19 protein-coding genes are annotated in these 24,662 nt (G+C 59.7%); 11 read left to right on the forward strand and 8 right to left on the reverse strand.

Annotated features, from left to right (window positions below):
* Window positions 1-24 precede the first annotated feature (24 nt).
* Entirely contained in the window at window positions 25-669 is a 645-nt protein-coding gene (locus ACF8EA_RS01585) for an oxidoreductase (protein ID WP_392521002.1), read from the forward strand.
* A 75-nt stretch (window positions 670-744) separates the two neighbouring features.
* Here the strand turns inward: ACF8EA_RS01585 and ACF8EA_RS01590 are convergent, their stop codons facing one another.
* From ACF8EA_RS01590 to ACF8EA_RS01605, 4 genes are all read right to left on the reverse strand, one after another.
* Window positions 745-1,032 carry a YceK/YidQ family lipoprotein gene (locus tag ACF8EA_RS01590; RefSeq protein ID WP_209968201.1) on the reverse strand — a complete coding sequence of 96 codons (288 nt, stop codon included), beginning with the start codon at window positions 1,030-1,032 and terminating at the stop codon, window positions 745-747.
* The gene (gene ubiX / locus ACF8EA_RS01595) at window positions 1,029-1,658 is read right to left on the reverse strand and encodes a flavin prenyltransferase UbiX (protein ID WP_021783952.1); all 630 of its coding nucleotides are present in this window, start codon (window positions 1,656-1,658) and stop codon (window positions 1,029-1,031) included. Before ubiX ends, ACF8EA_RS01590 begins: the two co-directional genes overlap by 4 nt.
* Window positions 1,655-3,004, reverse strand: coding sequence for a UDP-N-acetylmuramate:L-alanyl-gamma-D-glutamyl-meso-diaminopimelate ligase (mpl, locus tag ACF8EA_RS01600; RefSeq protein ID WP_003255349.1), 1,350 nt, complete (start codon window positions 3,002-3,004; stop codon window positions 1,655-1,657). The genes ubiX and mpl overlap by 4 nt, the downstream gene beginning before the upstream one ends.
* Window positions 3,005-3,070: 66 nt before the next feature.
* Entirely contained in the window at window positions 3,071-5,086 is a 2,016-nt protein-coding gene (locus tag ACF8EA_RS01605) for a sigma-54-dependent Fis family transcriptional regulator (protein ID WP_392521003.1), read from the reverse strand.
* A gap of 254 nt (window positions 5,087-5,340) precedes the next feature.
* Here ACF8EA_RS01605 and ACF8EA_RS01610 point away from each other — a divergent pair, with 254 nt between their 5' ends.
* The 10 genes from ACF8EA_RS01610 to ACF8EA_RS01655 all read left to right on the forward strand — a co-directional run bounded on the left by ACF8EA_RS01610 (window position 5,341) and on the right by ACF8EA_RS01655 (window position 15,583).
* Window positions 5,341-6,861, forward strand: a complete 1,521-nt coding sequence (locus tag ACF8EA_RS01610) for an aldehyde dehydrogenase family protein (protein WP_392521004.1) — start codon at window positions 5,341-5,343, stop codon at window positions 6,859-6,861.
* Between the two features lie 226 nt (window positions 6,862-7,087).
* Window positions 7,088-8,536: an ethanolamine permease gene (gene eat, locus ACF8EA_RS01615; RefSeq protein ID WP_021783949.1), complete on the forward strand. Its 1,449-nt coding sequence runs from the start codon at window positions 7,088-7,090 to the stop codon at window positions 8,534-8,536.
* Window positions 8,537-8,582: 46 nt separating this feature from the next.
* Window positions 8,583-9,977, forward strand: a complete 1,395-nt coding sequence (locus tag ACF8EA_RS01620; protein ID WP_021783948.1) for an ethanolamine ammonia-lyase subunit EutB — start codon at window positions 8,583-8,585, stop codon at window positions 9,975-9,977.
* Between the two features lie 8 nt (window positions 9,978-9,985).
* Entirely contained in the window at window positions 9,986-10,804 is an 819-nt protein-coding gene (gene eutC, locus ACF8EA_RS01625) for an ethanolamine ammonia-lyase subunit EutC (protein WP_392521005.1), read from the forward strand.
* 108 nt (window positions 10,805-10,912) lie between these two features.
* On the forward strand, window positions 10,913-11,371 hold the full coding sequence (locus ACF8EA_RS01630; protein ID WP_028697785.1) for a GNAT family N-acetyltransferase: 459 nt from the start codon (window positions 10,913-10,915) through the stop codon (window positions 11,369-11,371).
* A 189-nt stretch (window positions 11,372-11,560) separates the two neighbouring features.
* Window positions 11,561-12,208 (forward strand): DedA family protein, encoded by a 648-nt coding sequence (locus ACF8EA_RS01635; protein WP_021783945.1) that lies wholly within the window; start codon window positions 11,561-11,563, stop codon window positions 12,206-12,208.
* Between the two features lie 24 nt (window positions 12,209-12,232).
* Window positions 12,233-13,048, forward strand: a complete 816-nt coding sequence (locus ACF8EA_RS01640) for a zinc-dependent peptidase (RefSeq protein WP_021783944.1) — start codon at window positions 12,233-12,235, stop codon at window positions 13,046-13,048.
* 92 nt (window positions 13,049-13,140) lie between these two features.
* Window positions 13,141-13,668 (forward strand): inorganic diphosphatase, encoded by a 528-nt coding sequence (gene ppa / locus ACF8EA_RS01645; RefSeq protein WP_003255365.1) that lies wholly within the window; start codon window positions 13,141-13,143, stop codon window positions 13,666-13,668.
* Between the two features lie 186 nt (window positions 13,669-13,854).
* Window positions 13,855-14,556 carry an XRE family transcriptional regulator gene (locus tag ACF8EA_RS01650; protein ID WP_103443419.1) on the forward strand — a complete coding sequence of 234 codons (702 nt, stop codon included), beginning with the start codon at window positions 13,855-13,857 and terminating at the stop codon, window positions 14,554-14,556.
* Between the two features lie 568 nt (window positions 14,557-15,124).
* The gene (locus ACF8EA_RS01655; RefSeq protein WP_392521006.1) at window positions 15,125-15,583 is read left to right on the forward strand and encodes a hemerythrin domain-containing protein; all 459 of its coding nucleotides are present in this window, start codon (window positions 15,125-15,127) and stop codon (window positions 15,581-15,583) included.
* Window positions 15,584-15,769: 186 nt separating this feature from the next.
* On the opposite strand, the gene ACF8EA_RS01660 is transcribed toward ACF8EA_RS01655, so the two are convergent.
* From ACF8EA_RS01660 to ACF8EA_RS01675, 4 genes are all read right to left on the reverse strand, one after another.
* On the reverse strand, window positions 15,770-16,732 hold the full coding sequence (locus ACF8EA_RS01660) for a diguanylate cyclase domain-containing protein (protein WP_392521007.1): 963 nt from the start codon (window positions 16,730-16,732) through the stop codon (window positions 15,770-15,772).
* Window positions 16,722-21,599 carry a PAS domain S-box protein gene (locus tag ACF8EA_RS01665; protein ID WP_392521008.1) on the reverse strand — a complete coding sequence of 1,626 codons (4,878 nt, stop codon included), beginning with the start codon at window positions 21,597-21,599 and terminating at the stop codon, window positions 16,722-16,724. The genes ACF8EA_RS01660 and ACF8EA_RS01665 overlap by 11 nt, the downstream gene beginning before the upstream one ends.
* Before the next feature lie 46 nt (window positions 21,600-21,645).
* Complete coding sequence (locus tag ACF8EA_RS01670) at window positions 21,646-23,343, reverse strand: putative bifunctional diguanylate cyclase/phosphodiesterase (RefSeq protein WP_392521009.1); 1,698 nt, start codon at window positions 23,341-23,343, stop codon at window positions 21,646-21,648.
* A gap of 62 nt (window positions 23,344-23,405) precedes the next feature.
* Window positions 23,406-24,536, reverse strand: coding sequence for a response regulator (locus tag ACF8EA_RS01675; RefSeq protein WP_392521010.1), 1,131 nt, complete (start codon window positions 24,534-24,536; stop codon window positions 23,406-23,408).
* Between the last annotated feature and the right edge of the window lie 126 nt (window positions 24,537-24,662).

Genomic DNA, 24,662 nt, shown 5'->3' on the forward strand with positions numbered 1-24,662 from the left:
TGTGTGTAACAAGGGAGAGACATCATGTACTTGACGCCTCAGCATGTCCTGCTTGCCGGAGCCACCGGCCTGACCGGTGAACACCTGCTGGACCGCTTGCTCAACGAGCCCACCATCACCCGTGTACTGGCGCCTACGCGCCGACCATTGGCCGAGCACCCGCACCTGGAAAACCCGGTGGGCGACCCGGCGGTGTTCCTTCCGCAACTGGCCGGGCGGGTCGACATCGCCTATTGCTGCCTGGGCACCACGCTGAAGCAGGCGGGTTCCGAATCGGCTTTTCGCGCAGTGGATCTGGACATGGTGGTCGCCTTCAGCAAGCGTGCCCGGGAAATGGGTGCGCGGCATCTGCTGGTGGTCAGTGCAGTGGGCGCCGACCCTAAGTCGTCAATTTTCTATAACCGGGTCAAGGGCGAGATGGAAGAAGCGCTCAAGGCTCAGGACTGGCCACAGCTGACCATCGTGCGGCCCTCGTTCCTGCTGGGCGAGCGGCTGGAGCCACGGCTGACTGAACAGCTAGTTGCACCGTTTTCCCGGTTCATACCCGGGAAATACCGGGGAATCGAGGCTTGTACCCTGGCGCGGGCCCTGTGGCGGCTGGCGCTGGAAGAAGAAGACGGCGTGCGGGTTGTGGAGTCGGATGAGTTGCGCAAGCTGGGCAGGATCTAGGCTTCGCTTGTGCTGGCCTCTTCGCGGGCACGCCCGCAGGGTCTCCATAATCTTCCAGTGACTGCGAAGAGGCCATCACAGGCCGCCGGTAGCCTGGAAGCCTATGCCGGCCGCTGTCAGCAAAGACAACGGCAGCAGCAGGGTATCGAGCAGCATGCTGCCGGGCAGATCCAGGCGCGGATACGCCGGAGCGTCCGCCCCGTAATGATCCCGCGGGCAACACCCGCCATTGATCACATACAAATCCAGCCGGGTACCGGCATACACCACCGGTGCGCCGGGCTTGTTGGCATCCAGCGTGCGCACAGTGGCGCACCCACCCAGCATCACAAGCGCCAGCAACCCCGCCAGTGCTCGCTTCAATCATCCACCCCGAAGTGGTGCTCGCCCCAACGCGGCAACATGTCCTGGGGGATGTTCAGCAGGTTGAGGATACGCGCCACGACAAAGTCGACCAGGTCGTCGATGGTCTGCGGCTGGTGATAGAACCCCGGTGCCGCCGGCAGGATCACCGCGCCCATCTGCGACAGCTTGAGCATGTTTTCCAGGTGGATGGTGGAGAATGGCGCTTCGCGTGGCACCAGGATCAGTTGACGCCGCTCCTTGAGGGTGACGTCGGCAGCCCGCTCGATCAGGTTGTTGCAGGCGCCAGTGGCGATGGACGACAAAGTGCCAGTGGAACAGGGGACCACCACCATTGCCGCCGGGGCGCCAGAACCCGAGGCTACCGGCGACATCCAGTCTTCCTTGCCATACACGCGGATCTGCCCGTCGGCCGCGCCGGTGTATTCAGTCAGAAACGCCTGCATCGCCTGGGGCTTGGCCGGCAACACAACATCTGTCTCGGTGGCCATCACCAACTGTGCGGCCTTGGAGATCAGGAAGTGCACCTCGCGGTCTTCGCGTACCAGGCAATCGAGCAGGCGAAGGCCATACTGGGCACCCGAGGCGCCCGTCATGGCCAGGGTGATGCGTTCCGGCCCGCTCACTTCAGCGCCTCGGCCAGCTTGCCGTGCAGGCCGCCGAAGCCGCCGTTGCTCATGATCACCACATGGGTGCCTGGGCGAGCCTGGCCTTTGATCCGCTCGATGATCGCTTCGAGGCTATCGGCCACCACGCTCGGCACCTTGCACTGCGCGGCGGTGGCGGCCAGGTCCCAGCCGAGGTTGGCCGGCGCATACCAGATCACCTGGTCGGCGTCGTTGACGCTTTCTGGGAGGCCGTCGCGGTGGGCACCGAGTTTCATCGAGTTGGAGCGTGGCTCGATCACCGCGATCACAGGCGCCTCCCCCACCCGCTTGCGCAGGCCGTCGAGCGTGGTGGCAATGGCAGTCGGATGGTGGGCGAAGTCATCGTAGATGGTCACACCTTGTACTTCGGCAACCTTCTCCATGCGCCGCTTGACGCTCTTGAAAGCACTCAGGCCGTCAATGCCCATGGCTGGCACCACGCCTACATGACGCGCGGCTGCCAGGGTGGCCAAGGCGTTGGCGACGTTGTGCTGGCCGGTCAGCGCCCAGTCCACCACACCCTGCACTTCGCCCTCGAACAGTACTTCAAAGCGCGAGCCATCGGGGCTGAGCAGGCGGGCTTGCCACTGGCCGCCCTCACCGGTGGTTTGCACAGGGGTCCAGCAGCCCATGCCGATCACACGCTCCAGCGCTTGCTCGGTGGTCGGGTGGATGACCAGGCCTTCGCTGGGGATAGTGCGCACCAGGTGGTGGAACTGCCGCTCGATCGAGGCCAGGTCCGGGAAGATGTCTGCGTGATCGAACTCAAGGTTGTTGAGGATCGCAGTACGCGGGTGATAGTGGACGAACTTCGAGCGCTTGTCGAAGAAGGCGCTGTCGTACTCGTCGGCCTCCACCACAAAGAACGGCGTGTCGCCCAAACGGGCCGACACCGAGAAGTTCTGCGGCACACCACCAATCAGGAAGCCCGGGCTCATGCCAGCGTGCTCCAGCACCCAGGCCAGCATGCTGCTGGTGGTGGTCTTGCCGTGAGTGCCGGCAACGGCCAGCACCCAGCGACCTTGCAGCACGTGGTCGGCCAGCCACTGCGGGCCGGAGACGTAGGGCAGGCCCTTGTTCAGCACGTATTCAACCGCTGGATTGCCGCGCGACATGGCGTTGCCGATGACCACCAGGTCTGGCGCCGGATCCAGCTGGGCCGGGTCATAGCCTTGGGTCAGTTCGATACCCTGGGCTTCGAGCTGGGTGCTCATCGGGGGATAGACGTTGGCGTCGGAGCCAGTGACGCGGTGGCCAAGTTCCTTGGCCAGCACCGCCAGCGAACCCATGAAAGTGCCGCAAATACCGAGAATGTGAATATGCATGGTCGACCTCGCAAAACATCGAGGCAGGGTAGCCCAGGGCGCGACAAATCGCACCCGCTGTTTCGCTCAGTCGCCCCTGGTAATACCGTGTTTGCGCAGTTTTCGATACAAGGTATTGCGGCTGATGCCCAAGTGCTCGGCGACGCGGGTGAGATGCCAGTGTTTTGCCTCCAGGACCTCCTTCAGCGCTTGCCGCTCCGCGTCGAGCAGAACCTCGGTCCCTACAGATTCACCCTCAATCTCTGCGGCACCGCCGGACCTGTGGGAGCGGGCTTGCCCGCGAACGAGGGCAACGCCCTCGCCCTCTATTGCCTGGTCGGACATCTTCACGGGCTCACCCGCCCTCACGGTAGGTGGGCTGGTGCGGATGACTGCGGGGAGGTCCGCAAAGGTAATGCGGGCATCTTCGCAAAGCGCCACCAAAGTACGCAGCACATTGCGCATCTGCCGCACGTTCCCCGGCCAGGTAAATTCGAGCAACGCCTGCCGCGCCCTGGGCTCGATGTCTATGCGTTGCCCCTGCGTCTCCTGGCGTAGCAGAAAGTCCAGCAACTGCGCCTTGTCACTGCGTTCTCGCACCGCCGGCAACGCCACCTCCAGGCCATTGAGGCGGTAATACAGGTCCTCGCGGAAACTGCCCTGTTCAACCCGTTCCAGCAGGTCACGGTGCGTAGCGCTGACGATGCGCACGTCCACCGCCTGTGGCTCTCCCCCTATCGGCACCACCTGGCGCTCCTCCAGCACCCGCAGCAGGCGGGTTTGCAGGGCAAGCGGCATGTCGCCGATCTCGTCCAGCAGCAAGGTGCCGCCGTCGGCCTGCAACAGCTTGCCGCGCATGCCCTCCTTGCGCGCGCCGGTAAAACTGCCGCCGCGGTACCCGAACAGCTCACTCTCGATCAGGCTTTCCGGGATAGAAGCGCAGTTGATGGCGACGAACGGCTTGCCGCGCCGCTCACTGGCCTGATGCACAGCCTGGGCGAAGGCCTCCTTGCCACAGCCAGTCTCGCCGCGCAGCAGCAATGGCACATCGCGCTCGAACACCCGCACGCTGCGGCGGAAATCATTTTGCAACGCAGGGTCCAGCAGACAGACCAGCGGCTCCACTTCACGTGCAGGCCGCGGCTGGGCGGACGGCACTGACCAAACCGGCGCCCGGGCCTGCCCCCGCAGGCTGGCGAACACCTGGCGACCATCCAGGGTGCGCAGCGGCCAGGCAGTGCTGCCTCCGGGCGTGGCACGGCTGAACATTTCGTCATGGCTGCACGCGAAAAAGCACTCCAACGGTTTGCCCAGCACGCCACCCCGTACCGTGCCCAGCAGGTTCAGTGCGCTTTGGTTCGCAGCGCAAATGCGGCCATCGCCGTCGAACGCCAGCAAGCCTTCGCTGAACAGGCCGACCGACTCGGCTTGCAGGTGAAAACGCAATAACCATTGCTGCTCGAAATGGCGCAGGAAATAGCAGCTTTCGATCATCTTCGCCGACAGGTTGACCAATGCCATGGTGTGGAACTGGCTTTGCCGCGATACGTCGGGGCGCGCCGAGGACACGTCGAGTACCGCCAGCAGTTCGCCATGCGGGTCGAACACCGGGCTGGCCGAGCAGGTCAGGCCGGTGTGACGGCCACGGAAGTGCTCGTTCTGGTGGATGGTCAGCGCCTGGCGTTCGACCAGGCAGGTGCCGATGCCATTGGTGCCCTCGCGCGCCTCGCTCCAGTCGGCGCCCAGCCACAGCCCGGCCTGTTCGAAGCTGCGCCGCTCGGTGGGGGCACTAACGCAGTTGAGGATCACCCCGCGGGCGTCTGTCAGCAGCACCGCGTGGCCCGCGCCGGAAAGCTGCTGGTGCAGGCTGTTCATTTCATGGTCGGCAATTTGCAGCACCTGGTGCAGGCGCTCGCGGCTTTCCAGCAGGCGCCCATGCTCAAGCACCACCGGGGCTTCGATCACCGCCGGGTCGAGGTGGTAGTCCTCCAGGCAGCGCAGCCAGGAACGGGCGATGGACGGGTCACTGCCGCCCTCCCCAGCCCCACCATGGGCAACGCTATGGACCTGCCGGGCATGGCGAGTGAAGTGATTGCTCTGCATTGTTGTAATTCTCCGCAGATAGAGCGTCAGCCCAGCATCCTCCACCCGGGTAGGCTTTGCAATGCACACACCGGTGACGTGTCGCAAACGGCACAAAGTGTCACCCCTGGCGTACCGACGCCGGCACAGCCCTCCTTGATCAGGCCGGTAAAAATGACCCAAGTCATTGATTTGCCTGGCACGGCCAACACTGGCCCAACCCTTGCTCTATGCTTTTCAACTCCCTAAAAAGCACAATACCAAGGAGACACACCATGCGTTATGCACATCCCGGTACCGAGGGCGCGAAGGTTTCCTTCAAGAACCGCTACGGCAACTACATCGGTGGTGAGTTCGTTGCTCCGGTAAAGGGGCAGTACTTCGAAAATACCTCCCCGGTGAATGGCAAGCTGATCGCTGAATTCCCCCGCTCTACTGCCGAAGACATCGAGAAAGCCCTGGATGCCGCCCATGCTGCGGCCGACGCCTGGGGCCGCACTTCAGTGCAGGATCGTTCCAACGTTCTGCTGAGGATTGCCGACCGTATCGAGCAGAACCTCGAACTGCTGGCCATCACCGAAACCTGGGACAACGGCAAGCCGATCCGCGAAACCCTCAACGCCGACATTCCGCTGGCAGTCGATCACTTCCGCTATTTCGCTGGCTGCATCCGCGCCCAGGAAGGCGGCGCTGCCGAAATCAATGAAGGCACCGTGGCCTACCACATCCACGAGCCACTGGGCGTGGTCGGGCAGATCATCCCCTGGAACTTCCCGATCCTGATGGCTGCCTGGAAGCTTGCCCCGGCACTGGCCGCTGGTAACTGCGTGGTGCTCAAGCCTGCCGAACAGACGCCGCTGGGCATCACCGTCCTGCTCGAAGTCATTGGCGACCTGTTGCCACCTGGCGTGCTCAACGTGGTGCAAGGCTACGGCCGCGAAGCCGGTGAAGCCCTGGCCACCAGCAAGCGCATCGCCAAGATCGCCTTCACCGGCTCTACCCCGGTGGGCTCGCACATCATGAAATGCGCGGCCGAGAACATCATCCCGTCCACCGTCGAACTGGGTGGCAAGTCGCCGAACGTGTACTTCGAAGACATCATGCAGGCCGAGCCAAGCTTCATCGAGAAGGCGGCAGAAGGCATGGTGCTGGCGTTCTTCAACCAGGGCGAAGTGTGCACCTGCCCGTCGCGTGCCCTGGTGCAAGAGTCGATCTACCCGCAGTTCATGGAAGTGGTGATGAGGAAGGTGCTGCAGATCAAGCGCGGCGACCCGCTGGACACCGACACCATGGTCGGCGCCCAGGCCTCGCAGCAGCAGTTCGAAAAGATCCTCTCTTACCTGCAGATTGCCCAGGACGAAGGCGCCGAGCTGCTCACCGGCGGCAAGGTCGAGAAGCTGGAAGGTGCGCTGGCTACCGGTTACTACATCCAGCCGACCCTGCTCAAGGGCAACAACAAGATGCGCGTGTTCCAGGAGGAAATCTTCGGCCCGGTGGTCAGCGTCACCACCTTCAAGGATGAAGCCGAAGCACTGGCGATTGCCAACGACACCGAGTTCGGCCTGGGTGCCGGCGTATGGACCCGCGACATCAACCGTGCCTACCGCATGGGCCGCGGGATCAAGGCTGGCCGTGTGTGGACCAACTGCTACCACCTGTACCCGGCGCATGCCGCATTCGGCGGGTACAAGAAGTCGGGGGTCGGGCGTGAGACGCACAAAATGATGCTGGATCACTATCAGCAGACCAAGAACCTGCTGGTGAGCTACGACATCAACCCGTTGGGCTTCTTCTAGACCGCGTCGCCTTCTTCGCGGGTAAACCCGCTCCTACAGGTCCTGCGCTGGTCTTGAATTTTGCGCAATCCCTGTGGGAGCGGGTTCACCCGCGAAGAGGCCAGGCCGGCATACCCTGAACCCAGGGCGGCAACCGTGCACCAGCCGCTCTGGCTCGCTTCCTGCAGCACCCATCACCATCGGCCCGGAACCCTTCCGGCCACCAAGAAAAACAACAGGTGAATCTATGCCAAGCGAACATTCCGCCGGATCGCCGGCAGGCTCTTCCGTCGACTTCGAGAAAGTCGGCTCTGACTATTTCCAGCAACGTGAACTGAAAAAAGGCGCTGCCGGCTGGGTACTGCTGGTCGGCCTGGGCGTGGCGTACGTCATTTCAGGCGATTACGCCGGCTGGAACTTCGGCCTGGCGCAGGGCGGCTGGGGCGGCATGTTCCTGGCCACCTTGCTGATGGCCACCATGTACCTGTGCATGTGCTTCTCGCTGGCCGAGCTGTCGTCGATGATCCCCACCGCTGGCGGCGGCTACGGTTTTGCACGCAGTGCCTTCGGCCCGTGGGGCGGGTTTCTGACCGGCACGGCGATCCTTATCGAATACGCCATCGCCCCTGCCGCCATTGCGGTGTTCATCGGCGCCTACTGCCAATCGCTGTTCGGTATCGGCGGCTGGATGATCTACCTGGCGTTCTACATCGTGTTCATCAGCATCCACATTTTCGGCGTGGGTGAGGCACTGAAGCTGATGTTCATCATCACCGCCATCGCCGCCATTGCCCTGGCCGTATTCCTGATAGGCATGGTGCCCCATTTTGATGCAGCCAACCTGTTCGACATCGCCAAAACGGACGCCGTCGGCGCCAGCAGCTTCCTGCCGTTTGGCTATGTCGGCGTGTGGGCAGCCATCCCCTACGCCATCTGGTTCTTCCTTGCCGTCGAAGGCGTGCCGCTGGCCGCAGAAGAAACCAAGAACCCCAAGCGTGACCTGCCTCGCGGCCTGATCGGCGCCATGCTGGTACTGCTGGCCTTCGCCTTGCTGATCCTGGTGGTCGGCCCGGGCGGCGCAGGCTCCGAGGCGCTGAAGGCCTCCGGTAACCCGCTGGTCGAAGCCCTGTCGAAGGCCTACGGCGGCTCCACCTGGATGGGCGGCTTCGTCAACCTGGTCGGTCTGGCCGGGCTGATCGCCAGCTTCTTCTCGATCATCTATGCCTATTCCCGGCAGATCTTCGCCCTGTCCCGCGCCGGTTACCTGCCGCGCAAATTGTCGGAAACCAACAAAAGCAAGGCCCCGGTAATGGCCTTGGTCATCCCGGGCATCATCGGCTTTGCCCTGTCGCTGACGGGCCAGGGTGACTTGCTGATCCTGGTGGCAGTGTTTGGCGCTACCCTGTCTTACGTGCTGATGATGGCTGCGCACATCACCCTGCGCATCCGCCGGCCAAAGATGGAACGCCCCTACCGCACCCCGGGTGGCATCTTTACTTCCGGCCTGGCGCTGGTGCTGGCGTGTATCGCCGTGGTCGCCGGATTCCTGGTTGACCCGCGGGTAGTCATTGGCGCTGCAGTGATCTATGCGGTATTAATTGCCTACTTTGCTTTCTACAGCCGCCACCACCTGGTTGCGGGCACACCGGAAGAGGAATTCGCCGCGATCCAGAAGGCCGAAGAGGCCCTGCACTGATCGCCGCCACCCGCCGCGGGGCAACCCGCGGCTCTGGAGATTCTGTATGGCAAGTTTCGTACACACGGTCGGCCACCTGGTCTACCGCTTCGACAGCCTCAAGGACGTGATGGCCAAGGCCAGCCCGGCACGCTCCGGGGACTGCCTGGCTGGCGTGGCGGCCAGCAACGACGGCGAGCGTGTCGCCGCGCAGATGGCGTTGGCCAATATTCCGCTGACGCACTTTCTCAATGAAGCACTGATCCCTTACGAAGCAGATGAAGTGACCCGCCTGATCATCGACACCCACGATGCCCAGGCCTTCGCCCCGGTCAGCCACCTGACCGTGGGTGGCCTGCGCGACTGGCTGCTGAGCGAGGAAGCCAATGAAGACAGCCTGCGCGCCCTGGCGCCCGGGCTGACCCCGGAAATGGCCGCTGCCGTGTCGAAGATCATGCGCGTGCAGGACCTGGTGCTGGTGGCGCAGAAAATCCGCGTGGTCACCCGGTTCCGCGGCACCATGGGCCTGCGCGGGCGCCTGTCGACCCGGCTGCAACCCAACCACCCGACAGACGAACCGGCCGGTATTGCCGCCAGCATTCTCGACGGTTTGCTGTACGGCAACGGCGACGCCATGATCGGCATCAACCCGGCCACCGACAGCATCGCTTCGATTTGCGCCCTGCTGGAAATGCTCGACGCCATCATCCAGCGCTACGACATCCCCACTCAGTCCTGCGTGCTGACCCACGTCACCACCTCGATCGAAGCGATCAACCGTGGCGTGCCACTAGACCTGGTGTTCCAGTCCATCGCTGGCACAGAGGCGGCCAACGCCAGCTTCGGCATCAACCTGAACGTGTTGCAGGAAGGCTACGAAGCAGGTCTGTCGCTGAAACGTGGCACCCTCGGGCAGAACTTGATGTATTTCGAAACCGGCCAGGGCAGCGCGCTCTCGGCCAACGCCCACCACGGCGTCGACCAGCAGACCTGCGAAACCCGCGCCTATGCCGTGGCCCGTCACTTCAAGCCGTTTCTGGTCAACACCGTGGTCGGTTTCATTGGCCCGGAATACCTGTACAACGGCAAGCAGATCATCCGCGCCGGCCTCGAAGACCATTTCTGCGGCAAACTGCTGGGCGTGCCGATGGGTTGCGATATCTGCTACACCAACCATGCCGAAGCCGATCAGGACGACATGGACACCTTGCTGACGCTGCTGGGTGTGGCCGGCATCAACTTCATCATGGGCATCCCCGGCTCCGACGACATCATGCTCAACTACCAGACCACCTCGTTCCATGACGCGCTGTACGCGCGCCAGACCCTGGGCCTGAAGCCTGGGCCGGAATTCGAGGCATGGCTGGCCCGCACCGGCATTTTCACCCAGGCCGACGGCCGGGTGCGTTTCGGTGACAACCTGCCGCCGGCCTTCCGCCAGGCCTTGGCACAGCTTGCATAGGGATGACCATGGACCATCGCACGCCTACCCCCGACAACCCTTGGCTGGCCCTGCGCAACCTGACCCCGGCGCGCATCGCCCTGGGCCGCACTGGCACCAGCCTGCCGACCGGGGCGCAGCTGGACTTCCAGTTCGCCCATGCCCAGGCACGTGATGCCGTGCACCTGGCTTTCGACCACGCCGGCCTGGCCAGCCAGCTCAGTGACCGCGGGCGCGAAAGCCTGGTGTTGCACAGCGCGGCCAGCGACCGCCACCAGTACCTGCAGCGGCCGGACCTTGGCCGCCGGCTGAACGAAGACTCGATTGCGACCCTTCGCCAGCACGCCCAGGCCAACCCAGGCGGCGTCGACCTGGCCATCGTGGTGGCTGACGGCCTCTCGGCACTGGCCGTGCATCGCCACACGCTACCGTTCCTGACCCGCTTCGAGGAACAGGCTGCCGCCGACGGCTGGACCAGCGCCCCGGTGGTGCTGGTGCAGCAGGGCCGTGTGGCAGTTGCCGACGAGGTCGGCGAGCTGCTGGGCGCCCGGATGACAGTGATGCTGATCGGCGAGCGCCCGGGGCTGAGCTCGCCCGACAGCCTTGGCCTGTACTTCACCTATGCCCCCAAGGTCGGCCTGACCGATGCCTACCGCAACTGCATTTCCAATATCCGCCTGGAGGGGCTGAGCTATGGCATGGCGGCGCACCGCTTGTTGTACTTGATGCGCGAAGCCTGCCGGCGCCAACTTTCCGGGGTGAATCTGAAGGACGAAGCAGAGGTCCACAGCCTGGAGAGTGAAGACAGCGCCAGCCAAAAAGGTAACTTCCTGCTCGGCAAAGGGTAAAAAACCTGTCACGGAAGGCGGATTGCACTTGTGCCGTGCATTGGGGCAGCATGCCCTTGAACGCTGCTGGCATTCCGCTGTTTTCCAAATGGACTCTGAGGGCCGCACATGCGCATCATCAAGGCAACCCTGGAACACCTCGACCTGATCACGCCGTTGTTCGTCAAATACCGTGAATTCTATGGGCAGTTGCCCTACCCCGACAGCTCGCGCAGCTTTTTGGAAAAGCGCCTGAAACGGGATGAATCGGTGATTTACCTGGCACTTCCGGATGATGACGACGGCAAACTGCTGGGCTTTTGCCAGCTGTACCCGAGCTACTCGTCGCTGTCGTTGAAGCGGGTATGGATTCTCAACGATATCTATGTAGCTGAGGACTCCCGGCGCATGCTGGTGGCCGACCACCTGATTCGCGAGGCGAAGAAAATGGCCAAAGAGACCAATGCTGTGCGCATGCGGGTGTCGACCAGCGCGAACAATGAAGTTGCGCACAAGACTTACGAATCCATCGGTTTTCGCGAGGATACCGAGTTCAAGAGCTACATCCTGCCGATCAGTCAGGATTGACCGGCACCGACCTCTTAGCGGGCGTGCCCGCTAAGAGGCTGATGAAGGAATCCCCCTCTACCGTAACCCCCCGCTACAAACTCCTCGGGCATGATCCTCACTTAGCCGTATAATGGCGCACCTGTCATGTGTGAAAATTTACCCCTCCCCCGGTAACCAAGCCTACGCCCAAGAACACAGGTGCTGTACATGGATTTCAACCCGCTGGACCTTATCCTGCATCTCGATGCCTACCTCGATCTGCTGGTCACCAATTACGGTCCCTGGATCTACGCCATCCTGTTCACCGTGATCTTCTGCGAAACCGGCCTGGTAGTCATGCCATTCCTGCCGGGCGACTCGCTGCTGTTCATCGCCGGCGCCGTTGCGGCGGGTGGTGGCATGGACCCGGTGCTGCTGGCCGGCCTGCTGATGGCCGCTGCAATCCTGGGCGACAGCACCAATTACGTGATCGGCCGAACGGTCGGCGAGCGGTTGTTCAACAACCCCAACTCCAAGATCTTCCGCCGCGACTACCTGCAGCGTACCCACGATTTCTATGAACGCCATGGCGGCAAGACCGTGACCATGGCGCGCTTTCTGCCTATCTTGCGTACCTTTGCACCGTTCGTCGCGGGCATCGCTCACATGCACTACCCACGCTTCCTCGGCTTCAGCGTTGCCGGTTCGCTGCTATGGGTCGGCGGCCTGGTCACCTTGGGCTACTTCTTCGGCAACGTCCCGTTCATCAAGCAGCATCTGTCGCTGATGGTGGTGGGCATCATCATCCTGTCGCTGGTGCCGATGATCATCGGCTTGCTGCGTGGCCGCCTGGGCCGTACGGCCAAGGCTCACTGAACAAACAGGTAAAGAACAAACGGCATGTGGTCATTCAGCGCCTGGCGGCGCAAGCGTACTCTGGCGCGCTACCCGATCACGCCACAGCAATGGCAGGCCGTACGCGAGCGGCTGCCGATGCTGGACGGCATCAGCGACGCTGAAGACCACTGGCTGCGCGAAGCCTGCATCCTGTTCCTGCTCGACAAGCACCTCACCTGCCTGCCCGGTGTCGAGCTGGACGACGAGCAGCGCCTATTGCTGGCTGCCCAGGCACAGTTACCGCTGCTTCACCTGGGTGAGCTGAACTGGTACCAAGGCTTCCACGAAATCATTCTGTACCCCGACGACTTCAAGAGCCCCCAGCGCCACCGCGATGCCAGTGGCGTGGAGCATGTATGGGACGGCGAGCACAGCGGCGAAGCCTGGCAGCAGGGGCCGATCATCCTGGCCTGGAACGGCGTGCTGGCGAGTGGTGGCTGGGAGGCCTACAACCTGGTCATCCATGAGCTGGCGCACAAGCTCGACATGCTCAATGGCGATGCCAACGGCCTGCCACCGTTGCACAGCGGCATGCCAGTTGATGAGTGGGCAAGCGCCATGCAGCAGGCTTACGACGATCTCAACCAGCAACTGGACGCCAACCCCGACGCCGAAACTGCCATCGACCCTTACGCTGCGGAAAACCCGGCAGAGTTCTTTGCCGTTACCAGCGAGTACTTCTTTAGTGCCCCCGACCTGCTTCATCAGGCTTATCCACAGGTCTACCACCAGTTGTCGCTGTTCTACCGGCAAGACCCGCTGGCGCGCCTGTGCCGGCTGCAGGCGGAACACCCCGAGTACCGCGAAAGCCAAGCCTGACGGGCCCGCACATCAGGCCAAGCGTGGCATGCCCCGGCAGAATGTGCCTATAATCGCCGCCACTTTTTGGTCAAACACGGGGGCACTGCCCAATGAGCTACAGCAAGATTCCGGCGGGCAAAGACCTGCCGAACGACATCTACGTCGCCATCGAGATCCCGGCCAACCACGCGCCGATCAAATACGAAATCGACAAGGACAGCGACACACTGTTCGTCGACCGTTTCATGGCTACCCCAATGTTCTACCCAGCCAACTATGGCTTCATCCCGAACACCCTGGCTGACGACGGTGATCCGCTGGACGTGCTGGTGGTTACCCCTTACCCGGTGGCCCCAGGCTCGGTTATCCGCGCCCGTCCGGTCGGCGTGCTGAACATGACCGACGATGGTGGCGGCGACGCCAAGGTCATCGCTGTTCCTCACGACAAGCTGTCGCAGCTGTACGTCGACGTCAAGGAATACACCGACCTGCCAGCCCTGCTGATCCAGCAGATCGAGCACTTCTTTGCCAACTACAAAGATCTCGAGAAGGGCAAGTGGGTCAAGATCGAAGGCTGGGAAGGCGCCGACGCCGCCCGTGCCGCGATCACCAAATCGGTCGCTGCCTACAAGGGCTGATTCCGACTGCAGAAAAAACCCCGCTTTGGCGGGGTTTTTTTATGCCTGAATGGGCAACGCGCGCATTTCCGGGAATAAATCCTACACAGTCCTACGCTAGCATCCTACAAGCAGCCTCTTTTCTTACAAGTTCAGTCAACATCCGGTTCATATCCTTGCTGACAACTCGCCGCTACACTCGCTGCCATGAACACTTCCGGCGACCGACTCAGAGCCCTGCTCCATGAATGTGGCCTGACCCCTTCCGATTTCGCCGCTCAGCGCAGCGTCACAGCACAGCACGTCAACAACTGGTTCAAACGCGGTGTGCCTTTGGCCCGGCTGGACGAACTGGCCGATTTGTTCTGTGTACACCGCCGTTGGCTGCGCACCGGTGAAGGTCCCAAACACCCCCACCCGCTCCTGCGTAACGGCTGTCCACGGCCAGCGCCCGCCAACCCGCTTACCCCGCTTTCGGAACATCGTGGCCGGGTACTGAAGGTGCCCTACTACGAAGTGCACAACGGCTTGCTGTCGCCGGTGGGCAGCAAGCACCTGCGCTTGCCGGCAAACACCCTGAAGGGCTTGGGTGTGCAAGCCGGCAACGCAATCTGCCTGGCAATGCCGGCCAGCAACATGCTCCCGCTGATTCCGCTGGAAGCTACCCTGGCCATCGACCTGGGCATGACCAAGGTGGTCGAGGGCGAAACCTATGCCCTGCTGCAAAACGGCATGCTCAGGGTGAACAACCTCAGTCTTGGCCCGCACGAAACCCTGTACCTGCACAGCCATGACCGGCGCAACTACGCGGTCGAACGCTACACCCCTGCTCAGCGCCAGGCGCAGGGCCTGGAAATTCTTGGCTGGGTGTTCCATTGGTCACATTTGCGCCAGCAGCGGCCCAGTTGAAGCACCCTGCGCAATTTTTTGCTGGGCATCCTGCGCCCGCCCTTGTATGCTACGCCGCACATTAAGCCCCGACCGGCGCAAGCCGCGGTCCAGAGGGCTCGGCGATATCCCACACGGGCATCTGCCATCTCTTTCAGGCCCTTGATGGCCACACAGTTAAGGCGATTGCGGCTTACCATAAATTAGTCGGAAGCGTCCCCGAGAAGCCGGCCACAAGCCGGCTTTTTAATTTAACAAACCTTCAAAAACAGCATTCACAACCCGCGGGTTTCCAACCCCTACCTCCGTGCATAGAACGCAGCCCTTTGCGCCTCCCGCTCTGCTCAGCCCCCGCTGTTGAAGGGCAGCCCGCAACCTATCCTGGTGTGTCTGTTTCTTCTTGTAACGCATATAAACATCAAATTGATATTTCGAAATCTTCCAATGGGGCGGTTTTTTCGAAGGTGGGTGTTTCGCTCTTGACTATAATTAAACGATTAGATGTATGCCACACGTGCAGCTATCATTAGAGATTGCTTAATAATAATATTTAATCTGTAACGGCTTGGTGTATTGATGAGGACTTAGCATGAACGCCTTATTGAAAGAGCTGCACGCCTATCATCATGAGGTGGCTACCAAAATTACTCAGATCAAAGAGTTACTGGAGAGGATTAGGCACGGATCTGCGGGTGCCGATGACCGCAAGCTGTTGTTTAAGCAACTGGAAGCCTTGCATGGCGATGCAGAGCGGCACCACCATGAAAATGAAGAGCTTATTCGGCTGGCCTTGCTGGCAACCGAAGCCCCGATCCACCAACGGGTCATGGCTATCGAGCAAGATCATCAAGCCTTCAAGCGAATTGCCGGACAACTCAAGATGTTGGAGCAGTCAACGCAGGAAGCGAGAGTAATCGCTGATACGATCGAAGACTTCATCAAGAAATACTATGATCATATGGATGCCGAGGAGAATATTTTCTTTCCGGTGGCAGACAAGTGGTTGTCAGACAGCCAATGGCAGGAAATAAAGCTTAAATGGCACTAATCAGCGTTTTAAATATCGTGTATTAAAATCAGGGTACTGCTTAATACTCAAACTCGTAACTTTATTGCACTGATACCCGATGGGACATATACCCTCCTATGGCAATTTACCGTAAGGTGGATTAGCCGGACGCATACGATAGGGTTCCAGAGAGCACATTCTTGACGCTCAGTCCGATGCGTACTATCAGTGACCGACTGGAGGACTTTGCAGCTTTCTGTTGCATACCTCAGAAAGCCTGAACCTTGCTCTGCCACTCTCCTTGGCCTGATACAAAGCTTGATCTGCCAGGCCTACAAGCTGATGTGCGTCCTGCCCCTGCTTAGGCTGGAGACAGGCTACACCTTGTGAAATAGTCACCCGGTCAGCGACCAATGACTCCACATGAGGGATCTTCAGATTCTCCACAGCATCAGATAACTGCTGAGCAACGGTAGCGGCGCCACTGAGGTGGGTGCCGGGCAGAACGCAGACAAACTCTTCACCGCCATAGCGCGCAACCATATCCAAAGGTCGTCTGATCCCACTGTCCAGAGCCGCTGCAACAAGGCGCAGGCACTGGTCCCCCGCTAGATGCCCATAGTGGTCATTGAAGCGTTTGAAGTAATCGATGTCGACAAGAATCAGACCCAGCCACCCTCCGTCACGGCACAAGTGACTCCAAGCTGCATGGAGGTGTTGCTCGAACGCTCGTCGGTTGGCTATGCCTGTCAAACCGTCGATCGACGCCTGGCTCTTCAAGTAGTCGCTTTGCAACTTCAAAGTCAGATGGGTTTTTACCCGAGCGCGGGCAATACCGGGATGAAATGGCTTGCTAATGTAGTCAACAGCGCCAAGCTCAAGTCCTTTTGCCTCGTCCGCCTCTTCCCCCTTGGCGGTTACGAATATCACAGGAATGCCCGCGGTCAACGGACTGGCCTTAAGTCGACGACATACCTCATAGCCGTCTATGCCGGGGAGCATCACATCGAGCAGGATCAAATCCGGGAACTGTGTCAGGGCCATATCCACTGCCTTATTTCCATCCATGGCCATGTAAATTTCATGGTCAGCACGAAACAACTCATTCAGCGCGTGGATATTGAGTGCCTGGTCATCCACGATCAATAAACGCGGCTTGACCTTTGGATGTCCAGATTCATCGTCCATCAACATTCCTTTTGAGTGAGTCGGTCAGCTTATCGCACCACAGGGTGGCTGACTGGAAATCTAGATCGTCGACGGCCTGCTTAAGCGCGTCAAAGATCGCTTTGCTGTGTAACGGTACCGCATCCTGCAAGGACTCAGCTCGCTGGAGTGCGACGAGATTGCTGCTGACCAACAGCGCTCGCAGGCCACCCAATTCACTTTCCCAGTCCCTCTCCGTGAATGCAAGTGGTCGTTCAGTAGCGAATACCACGGGAGTGGCAAAGGCAAGATTGAGCCGTGTGCAGTCAGACGCGAGTTGCATGTGCAGGTGCAATAGCCACCGAGGATTGGCCATGAACGACTGCCCCTCCTCCGGCGACGCCTGCAGGAGGCGCAGCTCCAGCTCGGCAGCCAGCGCGGATAGCCCACTGGCACCCATGGTGCCGGCACTGCCCTTGATGGTGTGCAATTGCATCAACACACCGGCCTTTTCGCCGTTGCTGCAGTGCCGCTCCAGCTTATCAAGGTTTTGTCGCATCTCATCTGGAAAACGCTGCAGCACATTACGCAACAGTGTCAGGTTACCGCCGAAGCGCCGCAACACACTCTCGGTTGACTCATCGCTCGGCGAGTCGCTCGATTGAATGGCCGGCCGGACAGGCACCTCTCGGTCCAGCAGCTTCCTGAGAACCGCTACAAGGTTTTCCAGATCAACAGGTTTGCCTACATGTTCATTCATTCCTGCGGCCAGGCACGCCTCACGCTCGGAGGTTGAGGCGTTTGCAGTCATGGCGACAATAGGCAAGCCCCAATGAAGGGGGCTTTGACGAATCCGACGGGTTGCCTCCAGCCCGTCCATGTCAGGCATCTGGATATCCATCAGTACCGCATCGAAGGTTTGCACGCCATTCAACACGGCCTCGACACCCTGCTGTCCCCCCTCAGCCAACGTCACTTTGGCCCCCTCGAGTTCCAACAGTTCCTGAGCCACCTGGCGATTGAGCGGATTATCCTCAACCACCAATAACTTGATACCGTCGAGCCTGGATAGCGGGCTCACGGGCCCAGTGACATTGGAGGGTTGCGTACCTGAAACTGCAAGCCCCACAGTAGTGGCAAGCTGCTTAGGGGTGATTGGCTTGCTCAAGACCGCAACATAAGGCTCCTGTGGCCCCTGCTGTAAACTCGCGAACACCTCGTGACTATGCGCAGTAACCATCACCACTACCGGCGCAGAATCCATGAGCGAGTCCCGTATAAGGCGAGCAGCAGTCAGGCCATCGACATCCGGCATGCGCCAATCCATCAACACTACATCGTAAGGGCGCACATTCGCGGCAGTTAGCACGCGCTCCACCGCCTCTCGCCCTCTACTGGCCTGATCGACTTGCCATCCTAACGCGACAGCAGTTCTAGCAAGTACTTCGCGGGCCGTGTGATTGTCGTCGACCACCAACACATTGAGGTCAGGAAAAACTGTCGTGTGCTCTGTCTCAATGGTATTCGCCAAAGCGAACTCCAGCTCGAACCAGAAACAGCTGCCCGCCCCTGGCTGACTGTCCACTCTCAGGGTGCCGCCCATCAGCTCGATCAGCCGCTTACAGATCGCCAGCCCCAGGCCCGTCCCACCATAGCGTCGACTGATAGAGGCCTCGGCCTGGCTGAACCCGTCGAAGATCCGCTGGAGTTGCTCTTCGCTGATACCTATTCCCGTATCGGTCACAGAAATTCGCAGCCGAACAGCATCGGGCCGACGATCACAGACTCTGATACTAACGGTAATCTCGCCACGCTCAGTGAACTTGAGCGCATTGCCAGCCAGATTGATAAGAATCTGTTGCAGACGCAGGCTGTCGCCCACCAGGCATGGGGGTAATGAGGTATCGAGATCGAACAACAATTCGACATCCTTATCTGCCTGGTTGCCCCCCAGCACCGCAGCAAGGTCCGTCATCAGCCCATTGATCTCGAAGGGATGTGGATCGAGCTGCAGCTTGTCGGCTTCGATCTTGGAGTAGTCAAGAATGTCATTGAGCAACCCCAAAAGCGATTTGGCAGCGCCGTGCGCCTTGCGGATATAGTCAAGCTGCCGCGCATCAAGCTCTGTGGCCTGAACCAAATGCAGCATGCCCAGCACAGCATTCATGGGTGTGCGAATTTCATGGCTCATGTTGGCCAGGAAAGCACTCTTGGCGGCATTGGCCGCGTCCGCCTGTTCTTTAGCGAGAAACAAGCGTGACTGCAGCTCATGTTCTACAGTGACATCGCGATTTATGCCTATAACTTTCCGGCAGCCTGTTTCAGCAACATACTCGATCCTGGCAGCGGCCTGAACATAACGAATACCGCCATCGGGTAACTGAAGACGGAACAGTGTCTCGAATACGCCGTTCCCATCAAGTAATCCCTGTAGCAATCGGGCGGCAACTTCAGCGTCGTCGGGGTGCAGGCGCTCCTGCCAGTGCTTGTAACTCAGGCCAACCGCTTTCAAGGCGAGCGGCTGTTCATAAATCTCGAACATTCGATCATTCCACTGCAGATCATCGTCTTCGGGAGACCACGTCCACACCCCCAGTTTCGCCACATCCGAAGCCAAGGCCAGCTGGTCGCGTGCCGAAGCGATGGCATCATGCTGACGCCGCTGTTCGGAAAGATCGAAGAGCACGGCGACGAGCATGGGCTGACCGCCAATCTGCATGCAGCCCAGCGTGACCTGCGCGGGGAAGATAAGCCCATCCTTGCGTCGAGCCTCCACTTCTCGGGAAACCCCGGTCATATTGCTGCTGGCCGGATCACCAAGCGCATCCTGCGAGAGCGACAAGTCACCCTCGAATAAAGCAGGCAACAAGACTCCAACGTCACTGCCGACAAGCTCGTCAGGTTGGTAGCCGAAAACGTTCTGCGTAGCACGATTGCAAGACTGAATCAGCCCTGTCCGATCGATCCTGATGACAGGGTTGACGGCTGTATCGAGAATGGTCTGTGTCAGTGCCAGGCTGTCGGCCAAGCGCTCCTCTACCTGCTTGCGCCGGCTGATATCGATAGCGATACCCAGGTATCCACTCAACCTGCCATCGGCATTGTGCATGCCGGTGACCAGCAACGTAACACTGAAACGCGTGCCGTCCTTGCGCACGTACGTCCATTCCCGAACCTCCGCCTCGCCCAGAGAAGCCTTGTGCACAAAAACGCGGAAGCCCCCTATCGTTTCTCCATAGGCCCGGCTCAACTCCTCGCCTCGTTGTGCCATCTCCTCATCCAGATGGAACATACCGGGGGTGCGAAGGCCAACGACTTCCTCGGCCGTATAGCCAAGTAATTGCTCAGCCCCTCTGTTGAAAACGGTGATGATGCCCTCGAGGTCGGTCGCGATGATCGAGACCTGTGATGCCGAGTGCAGGACGTTGGTCAGCAGGGCATTCAGCTCGCGCAGCTCTGTCGTGCGCTCGGCCACCTGATGCTCCAGGCCAACATTCAGTTCCAGAATGCGTGCCTCTGCCCGCTTCTGCTGGGTGATGTCGCGAACGGTCTTGGAGGCCCCAACAACCCGCCCTGCAGCATCACAAATAGGCGAGACTGTTACCGAAACGTCTAAGGACTGGCCGTCTTTACGCACTCGTCGGGTCTCAAAGTGCTCGATACGCTCGCTGCGAGCTATTTTCTCCAGCAAATGCACTTCCTCGTCCGCCAACTCGCAGGGCAATATCCGGCCCAGTAAAGTGCGACCCAGTACCTCGTCGCTGCCATAGCCAAAAATCTTCTCGGCGCCATGGTTCCAGGCCGTGACGATGCCATCCAGGGTCTGGCCAATGATTCCATCGTTGGAGTTCTCAACAATGGCCGCGAGCTTGGCCTGTTCCGCCAGAACGTCGCGTCGACGTCTACGGCTGACACTGAAAACCCCTACCAATGCCGTAATCAACAGGGTGCTGCACAGCCCGATGCCAAAGGCACTGCGGGGAGAGAACTGACGTAACTCCTGTACGAAAGAGGGGTATGCAACCAACTCGATATCCCAACGCCGACCAGAAACCACCTGAGTCAAATGAGTGCGCATGACCTCCTGCTCATCCCCACCATTGTGTTTGAGCTCGTAGAATTGCACCGGGCTGGCAACATCGGTCACATCCCGTAAACGCAACCACACTCCATCAGATGGCAATGGAAGCCCTTCGAGGACATCCTCGGTCAGCAGCGGTGCATAACTCCAACCAAAACCTTGTGCCATTCTTTCGGCAACGGTATCCGGCGTATTTCCCGTTCGGTAGATCGGCAGCAGGAACAAGAATGACTGCAGCGGCTTGCCCGTTGCCTGAACCAAGGTGATCGGGCCCGTGAGACGCGCAGCTCCCGTGCGCATTGCCGCGTCAGCAGCCTCTCGCCTGTTCTTTTCTGACGCGATATCCAAACCTACCGCTGCCAGGTTCTTCTCCTGAGGCTCGATGTACTGAATGACGAAGCGCTCGCCCTCACGTGGCGTAAGCTGGCGTATCGTGAAATCAGGTTTGCCATCGAGCCTGGCCTTTTGCAGGAAAGCCGCTTCGGCACTGGCTGGAACGCGACGAATGAAACCGAAGCCGCGAGCCCCCGGAAACTCGGTATCGAGGTCTCGAGTCTTGATGTAAGTCAAAAAGCCATGACGGCTGGCCTGTTGCTCGCCCATGACCTGAAGAGCACCACGCGCCCCTCTCAAGCCGAACTCATAAAGATGGATGCGAGCAGCAACAGCATCGCTTGTACGCTGGACTGCACGGGTCAATGCAGCCTCGGCATGCGCCCTGTTCTGATTCATCAGAACGTAGGAGGCCATAAGGGTAACCGCCAGGCCTGCAACAAACACAGCGATCATCGCTGTAACAGATCCAAGCTTCAGAATACGATCTTTCAATTTCACCCCACATCAGCGGCTGGCCGAACGAGAAAAATCGATTGCGCTAGATTGGCCTCAGATTGCCGGTCTTCAGCATCTGTTGCAGTTGCAGGAACGGTACCGGGCGGCAGTAGTGATATCCTTGCATCAGCCAGCAACCCAGTGCCATGAGGCTGATCGCCTGCTCCTGGTTTTCCACACCTTCGGCAATCAGTTCCAACCCCAGCGCCTGGCCCATACGCACAATGGCTTCGATGATGGCGGCATCACTGTGGTCGTCAAGCATGTCGCGCACAAAACTCTGGTCGATTTTCAGCACATCGATGGGCAGTTGCTTGAGATAACTCAGGCTAGAGTAGCCGGTACCAAAATCGTCGATTGCCAGCCGCACACCCATGCACTTCAGCGCCTCAAGTGTTTCTCGCGCCTTGACGACATTGTCTGCCAATACGCCCTCCGTGATTTCCAGCTCAAGCAAGTACGCAGGAAGCCCTGAGTCCTGGAGCCCCCTACGTATCATGTCGAAGAAATTATCTTCACGAAATTGAACAGCGGAAATATTGACGCTGACGGGTACTTGAAATCCTGATTCCATCAATAGGCAGGCGTCTTTACAGGCCTGCGTCAGTACTTGACGCCCCAGCGGAACAATCAATCCAGTCTCCTCTGCGACCGGAATGAATTCACCTGGTGAAAGCAGCGTACCATCGGATTGTCGACAGCGAATCAACGCTTCCATGCCACGTATACACCCCGTTCGGGCATCCATTTTCGGCTGATAGAAAACCTCGAAGACCCCCTGTTCCAAGGCGCTGCGCATATGTTGTTCAAGCATATGCCTGGCACGGGTGCTGGTTTCCAATGTCCGGGAAAAGAAGCGGGAGCGATTCCTGCCTTCACGTTTGGCCTGATACATGGCTGCATCGGCGTGACTGTAAAGCGCTTCCAGGTCGGTACTGTCCTCGGGGTAGATACTGACACCAATACTGGTGGTGATGCTGTAACGCTTCTCGCCAATCTGCATCGGGGACACAAGCGTCCGCAATAACTGTTCGCTCAAGTCCCCGATCGCTTCTAGCCGGACCACTTGCGGCAGTAAAATCACGAACTCATCGCCTCCTGGCCGGCTCACCGTATCCTGCGGCCGAACGCTGCTGGCCAAACGCTCAGCGACGCACTTTAGAATGGCATCCCCGACTGAATGCCCCAATGAGTCATTGATGCTCTTGAAATGGTCCAGATCCAACAGTAACAACGCGACCTTACTGCCGTTGCTCTGGGCCTGCTGGATCGCTTGTGCTGCGCGGTTCGTGAATAGTTGACGGTTAGGCAAGCCAGTTAGCGCATCGTAATAGGCCAAGCGCTTGGCTTCATTGCGCAGATTCAGGTGGGCGCGTACATGGGCCCTCACCACGGGAACATTGATAGGCTTTTGGATAAAGCCAACCCCTCCGAACTCCAGGGCACGAACTTGATTGTCGCACTGGGTATGGGAGCTGACGAACAGGACGGCAGCGTCACAGAGCTTTGGGTCGGTCTTAATCGCCCGGCACAATGCAAAGCCATTCATGTCGGGTAACTCGATGTCGATAAGGATCAGGTCGGGGCGGTATTCCCCGGCCACCTGCATCGCTTCACGGCCGTCATGGGCAACATGAACCTCACCGAAGCTGCTGACAGACCCTTGAAGAATTTCACGATCGCTTGATTGGTCATCAACGATCAGGATCACAGAATTCATCTGATCTGCCAGATCAAGCATGTGTTGCTCCTGGAAATCCATTTCAAAGCGTCAGCGTAGACGATGAGCTGCGAATTGCGCAGTCAGACGAGCCCCGCCAAGGCTTTCAGACGTGTGACCGTTTCCGTCGGTTCATCGTGTTCGAGCGCAGCCGCCAGACGCATGATCACCTGATTGCGGTGAACATGGGACTTTGGCAAAGCATACACAGCACCGATCAAATCACGCATCGACATCGGCAGTGCCCAACGCGCCTTCAGTGCAAGCGCGAAAGCGCGGCCATAAGTTGCAACCGCCAGCGATAGCATATCGTCATCAATTGCATGTCCGCGCCCAGCCCAAAGATCAGCCTGATACAAGACACACAGCTCGCCGATCCGGTGAAGTAACGCAGCGGCATGCAGCGGCGCCGGGTCCAGGTCGCATTGCCTGGCGAGGGGTACAACCCGCTCGGCCAAGCGCTCCGAGGCCACAAACTGCTCTTGTAACCATAATCCAATCAGCGGGTCTTCAACGACCGATGCCTGACGCAATGCCATCGCTATCGCCAGGTTGAGCGCCGTTCGCCCGCCAAGGCGCGTCAACGCTTGCGCCAAGCCCTCACACGGCTGTACCCCACCGCCATAAGCGGCACTGTTCGCAGCCGAAATGAGGTAAGCGCACAGCGCCGGCTCGTTTTGCCAGCGCATAGCCAGCTCGCGGAAATCCACCGGCACACCACTGAAGGCTTGCTGGAGGCTTTCTTTCACACTGGAAAACAGTGGAAGGTCCAGATCGGAAGCCGACAACTGACTCAGGTAAGTATCCAGGCTATCACTGAGGGCAGGCGCCGCCGGGGCCAGCTCGTCATCCGGCAATAGTGCATTGATCTTTGCCATGACGGCAGGAACATCAAAAGGTTTAGTGATGTAAGCACTGATACCCAATTGCCTTACTTCCAAAACGCTCTGCCGGTCAGAGCGCCCAGTAATGACCACCAAGGGTATTTCCGTATCAGACGTGCGTATAAAGCGAAGCAAGTCGACACCTGCACCGTCGGGAAGATTCCAGTCAGACAACACCAATTGGTAGTGACCACATGCCCACGCCGCCATCGCAGCTTCGACACAAGAAAAGCACTCGACCTCGGTCGCGGGCTTAGAGGCATGGATCATCTGGCGGATCAGCTCAGACATCCAAGGATCATCGTCTACCACCATGATGCGTATCGACAAGACGAATCACTCCGTTGAAAAAGGCCTTACGCCTGCTCGCTGTCAGCAGTGCCGCTGGGCACCCACGAAGCTAAGCCAGGCTGCACCAGTGCTGCAAGTGCCTAGGGTATAGCACGCTCCGGCAAA

It is taken from the genome of Pseudomonas sp. YQ_5 (assembly GCF_043103305.1).
In the GTDB taxonomy this organism is placed as follows: Bacteria; Pseudomonadota; Gammaproteobacteria; order Pseudomonadales; family Pseudomonadaceae; genus Aquipseudomonas; species Aquipseudomonas putida_Y.

Bases quoted from the DNA above. Each gene is read 5' to 3' on its own strand.
- ACF8EA_RS01670 (WP_392521009.1), bottom strand. From the start codon at position 23,343: ATGCTTGATCTGGCAGATCAGATGAATTCTGTGATCCTGATCGTTGAT.
- ACF8EA_RS01635 (WP_021783945.1), top strand. From the start codon at position 11,561: ATGGATTTCAACCCGCTGGACCTTATCCTGCATCTCGATGCCTACCTC.
- ppa (WP_003255365.1), top strand. From the start codon at position 13,141: ATGAGCTACAGCAAGATTCCGGCGGGCAAAGACCTGCCGAACGACATC.
- ACF8EA_RS01605 (WP_392521003.1), bottom strand. From the start codon at position 5,086: ATGCAGAGCAATCACTTCACTCGCCATGCCCGGCAGGTCCATAGCGTT.
- ACF8EA_RS01650 (WP_103443419.1), top strand. From the start codon at position 13,855: ATGAACACTTCCGGCGACCGACTCAGAGCCCTGCTCCATGAATGTGGC.
- ACF8EA_RS01640 (WP_021783944.1), top strand. From the start codon at position 12,233: ATGTGGTCATTCAGCGCCTGGCGGCGCAAGCGTACTCTGGCGCGCTAC.
- mpl (WP_003255349.1), bottom strand. From the start codon at position 3,004: ATGCATATTCACATTCTCGGTATTTGCGGCACTTTCATGGGTTCGCTG.
- ACF8EA_RS01655 (WP_392521006.1), top strand. From the start codon at position 15,125: ATGAACGCCTTATTGAAAGAGCTGCACGCCTATCATCATGAGGTGGCT.
- eutC (WP_392521005.1), top strand. From the start codon at position 9,986: ATGGACCATCGCACGCCTACCCCCGACAACCCTTGGCTGGCCCTGCGC.
- ACF8EA_RS01585 (WP_392521002.1), top strand. From the start codon at position 25: ATGTACTTGACGCCTCAGCATGTCCTGCTTGCCGGAGCCACCGGCCTG.
- ACF8EA_RS01660 (WP_392521007.1), bottom strand. From the start codon at position 16,732: ATGGACGATGAATCTGGACATCCAAAGGTCAAGCCGCGTTTATTGATC.
- ACF8EA_RS01610 (WP_392521004.1), top strand. From the start codon at position 5,341: ATGCGTTATGCACATCCCGGTACCGAGGGCGCGAAGGTTTCCTTCAAG.
- ACF8EA_RS01620 (WP_021783948.1), top strand. From the start codon at position 8,583: ATGGCAAGTTTCGTACACACGGTCGGCCACCTGGTCTACCGCTTCGAC.
- ACF8EA_RS01630 (WP_028697785.1), top strand. From the start codon at position 10,913: ATGCGCATCATCAAGGCAACCCTGGAACACCTCGACCTGATCACGCCG.
- eat (WP_021783949.1), top strand. From the start codon at position 7,088: ATGCCAAGCGAACATTCCGCCGGATCGCCGGCAGGCTCTTCCGTCGAC.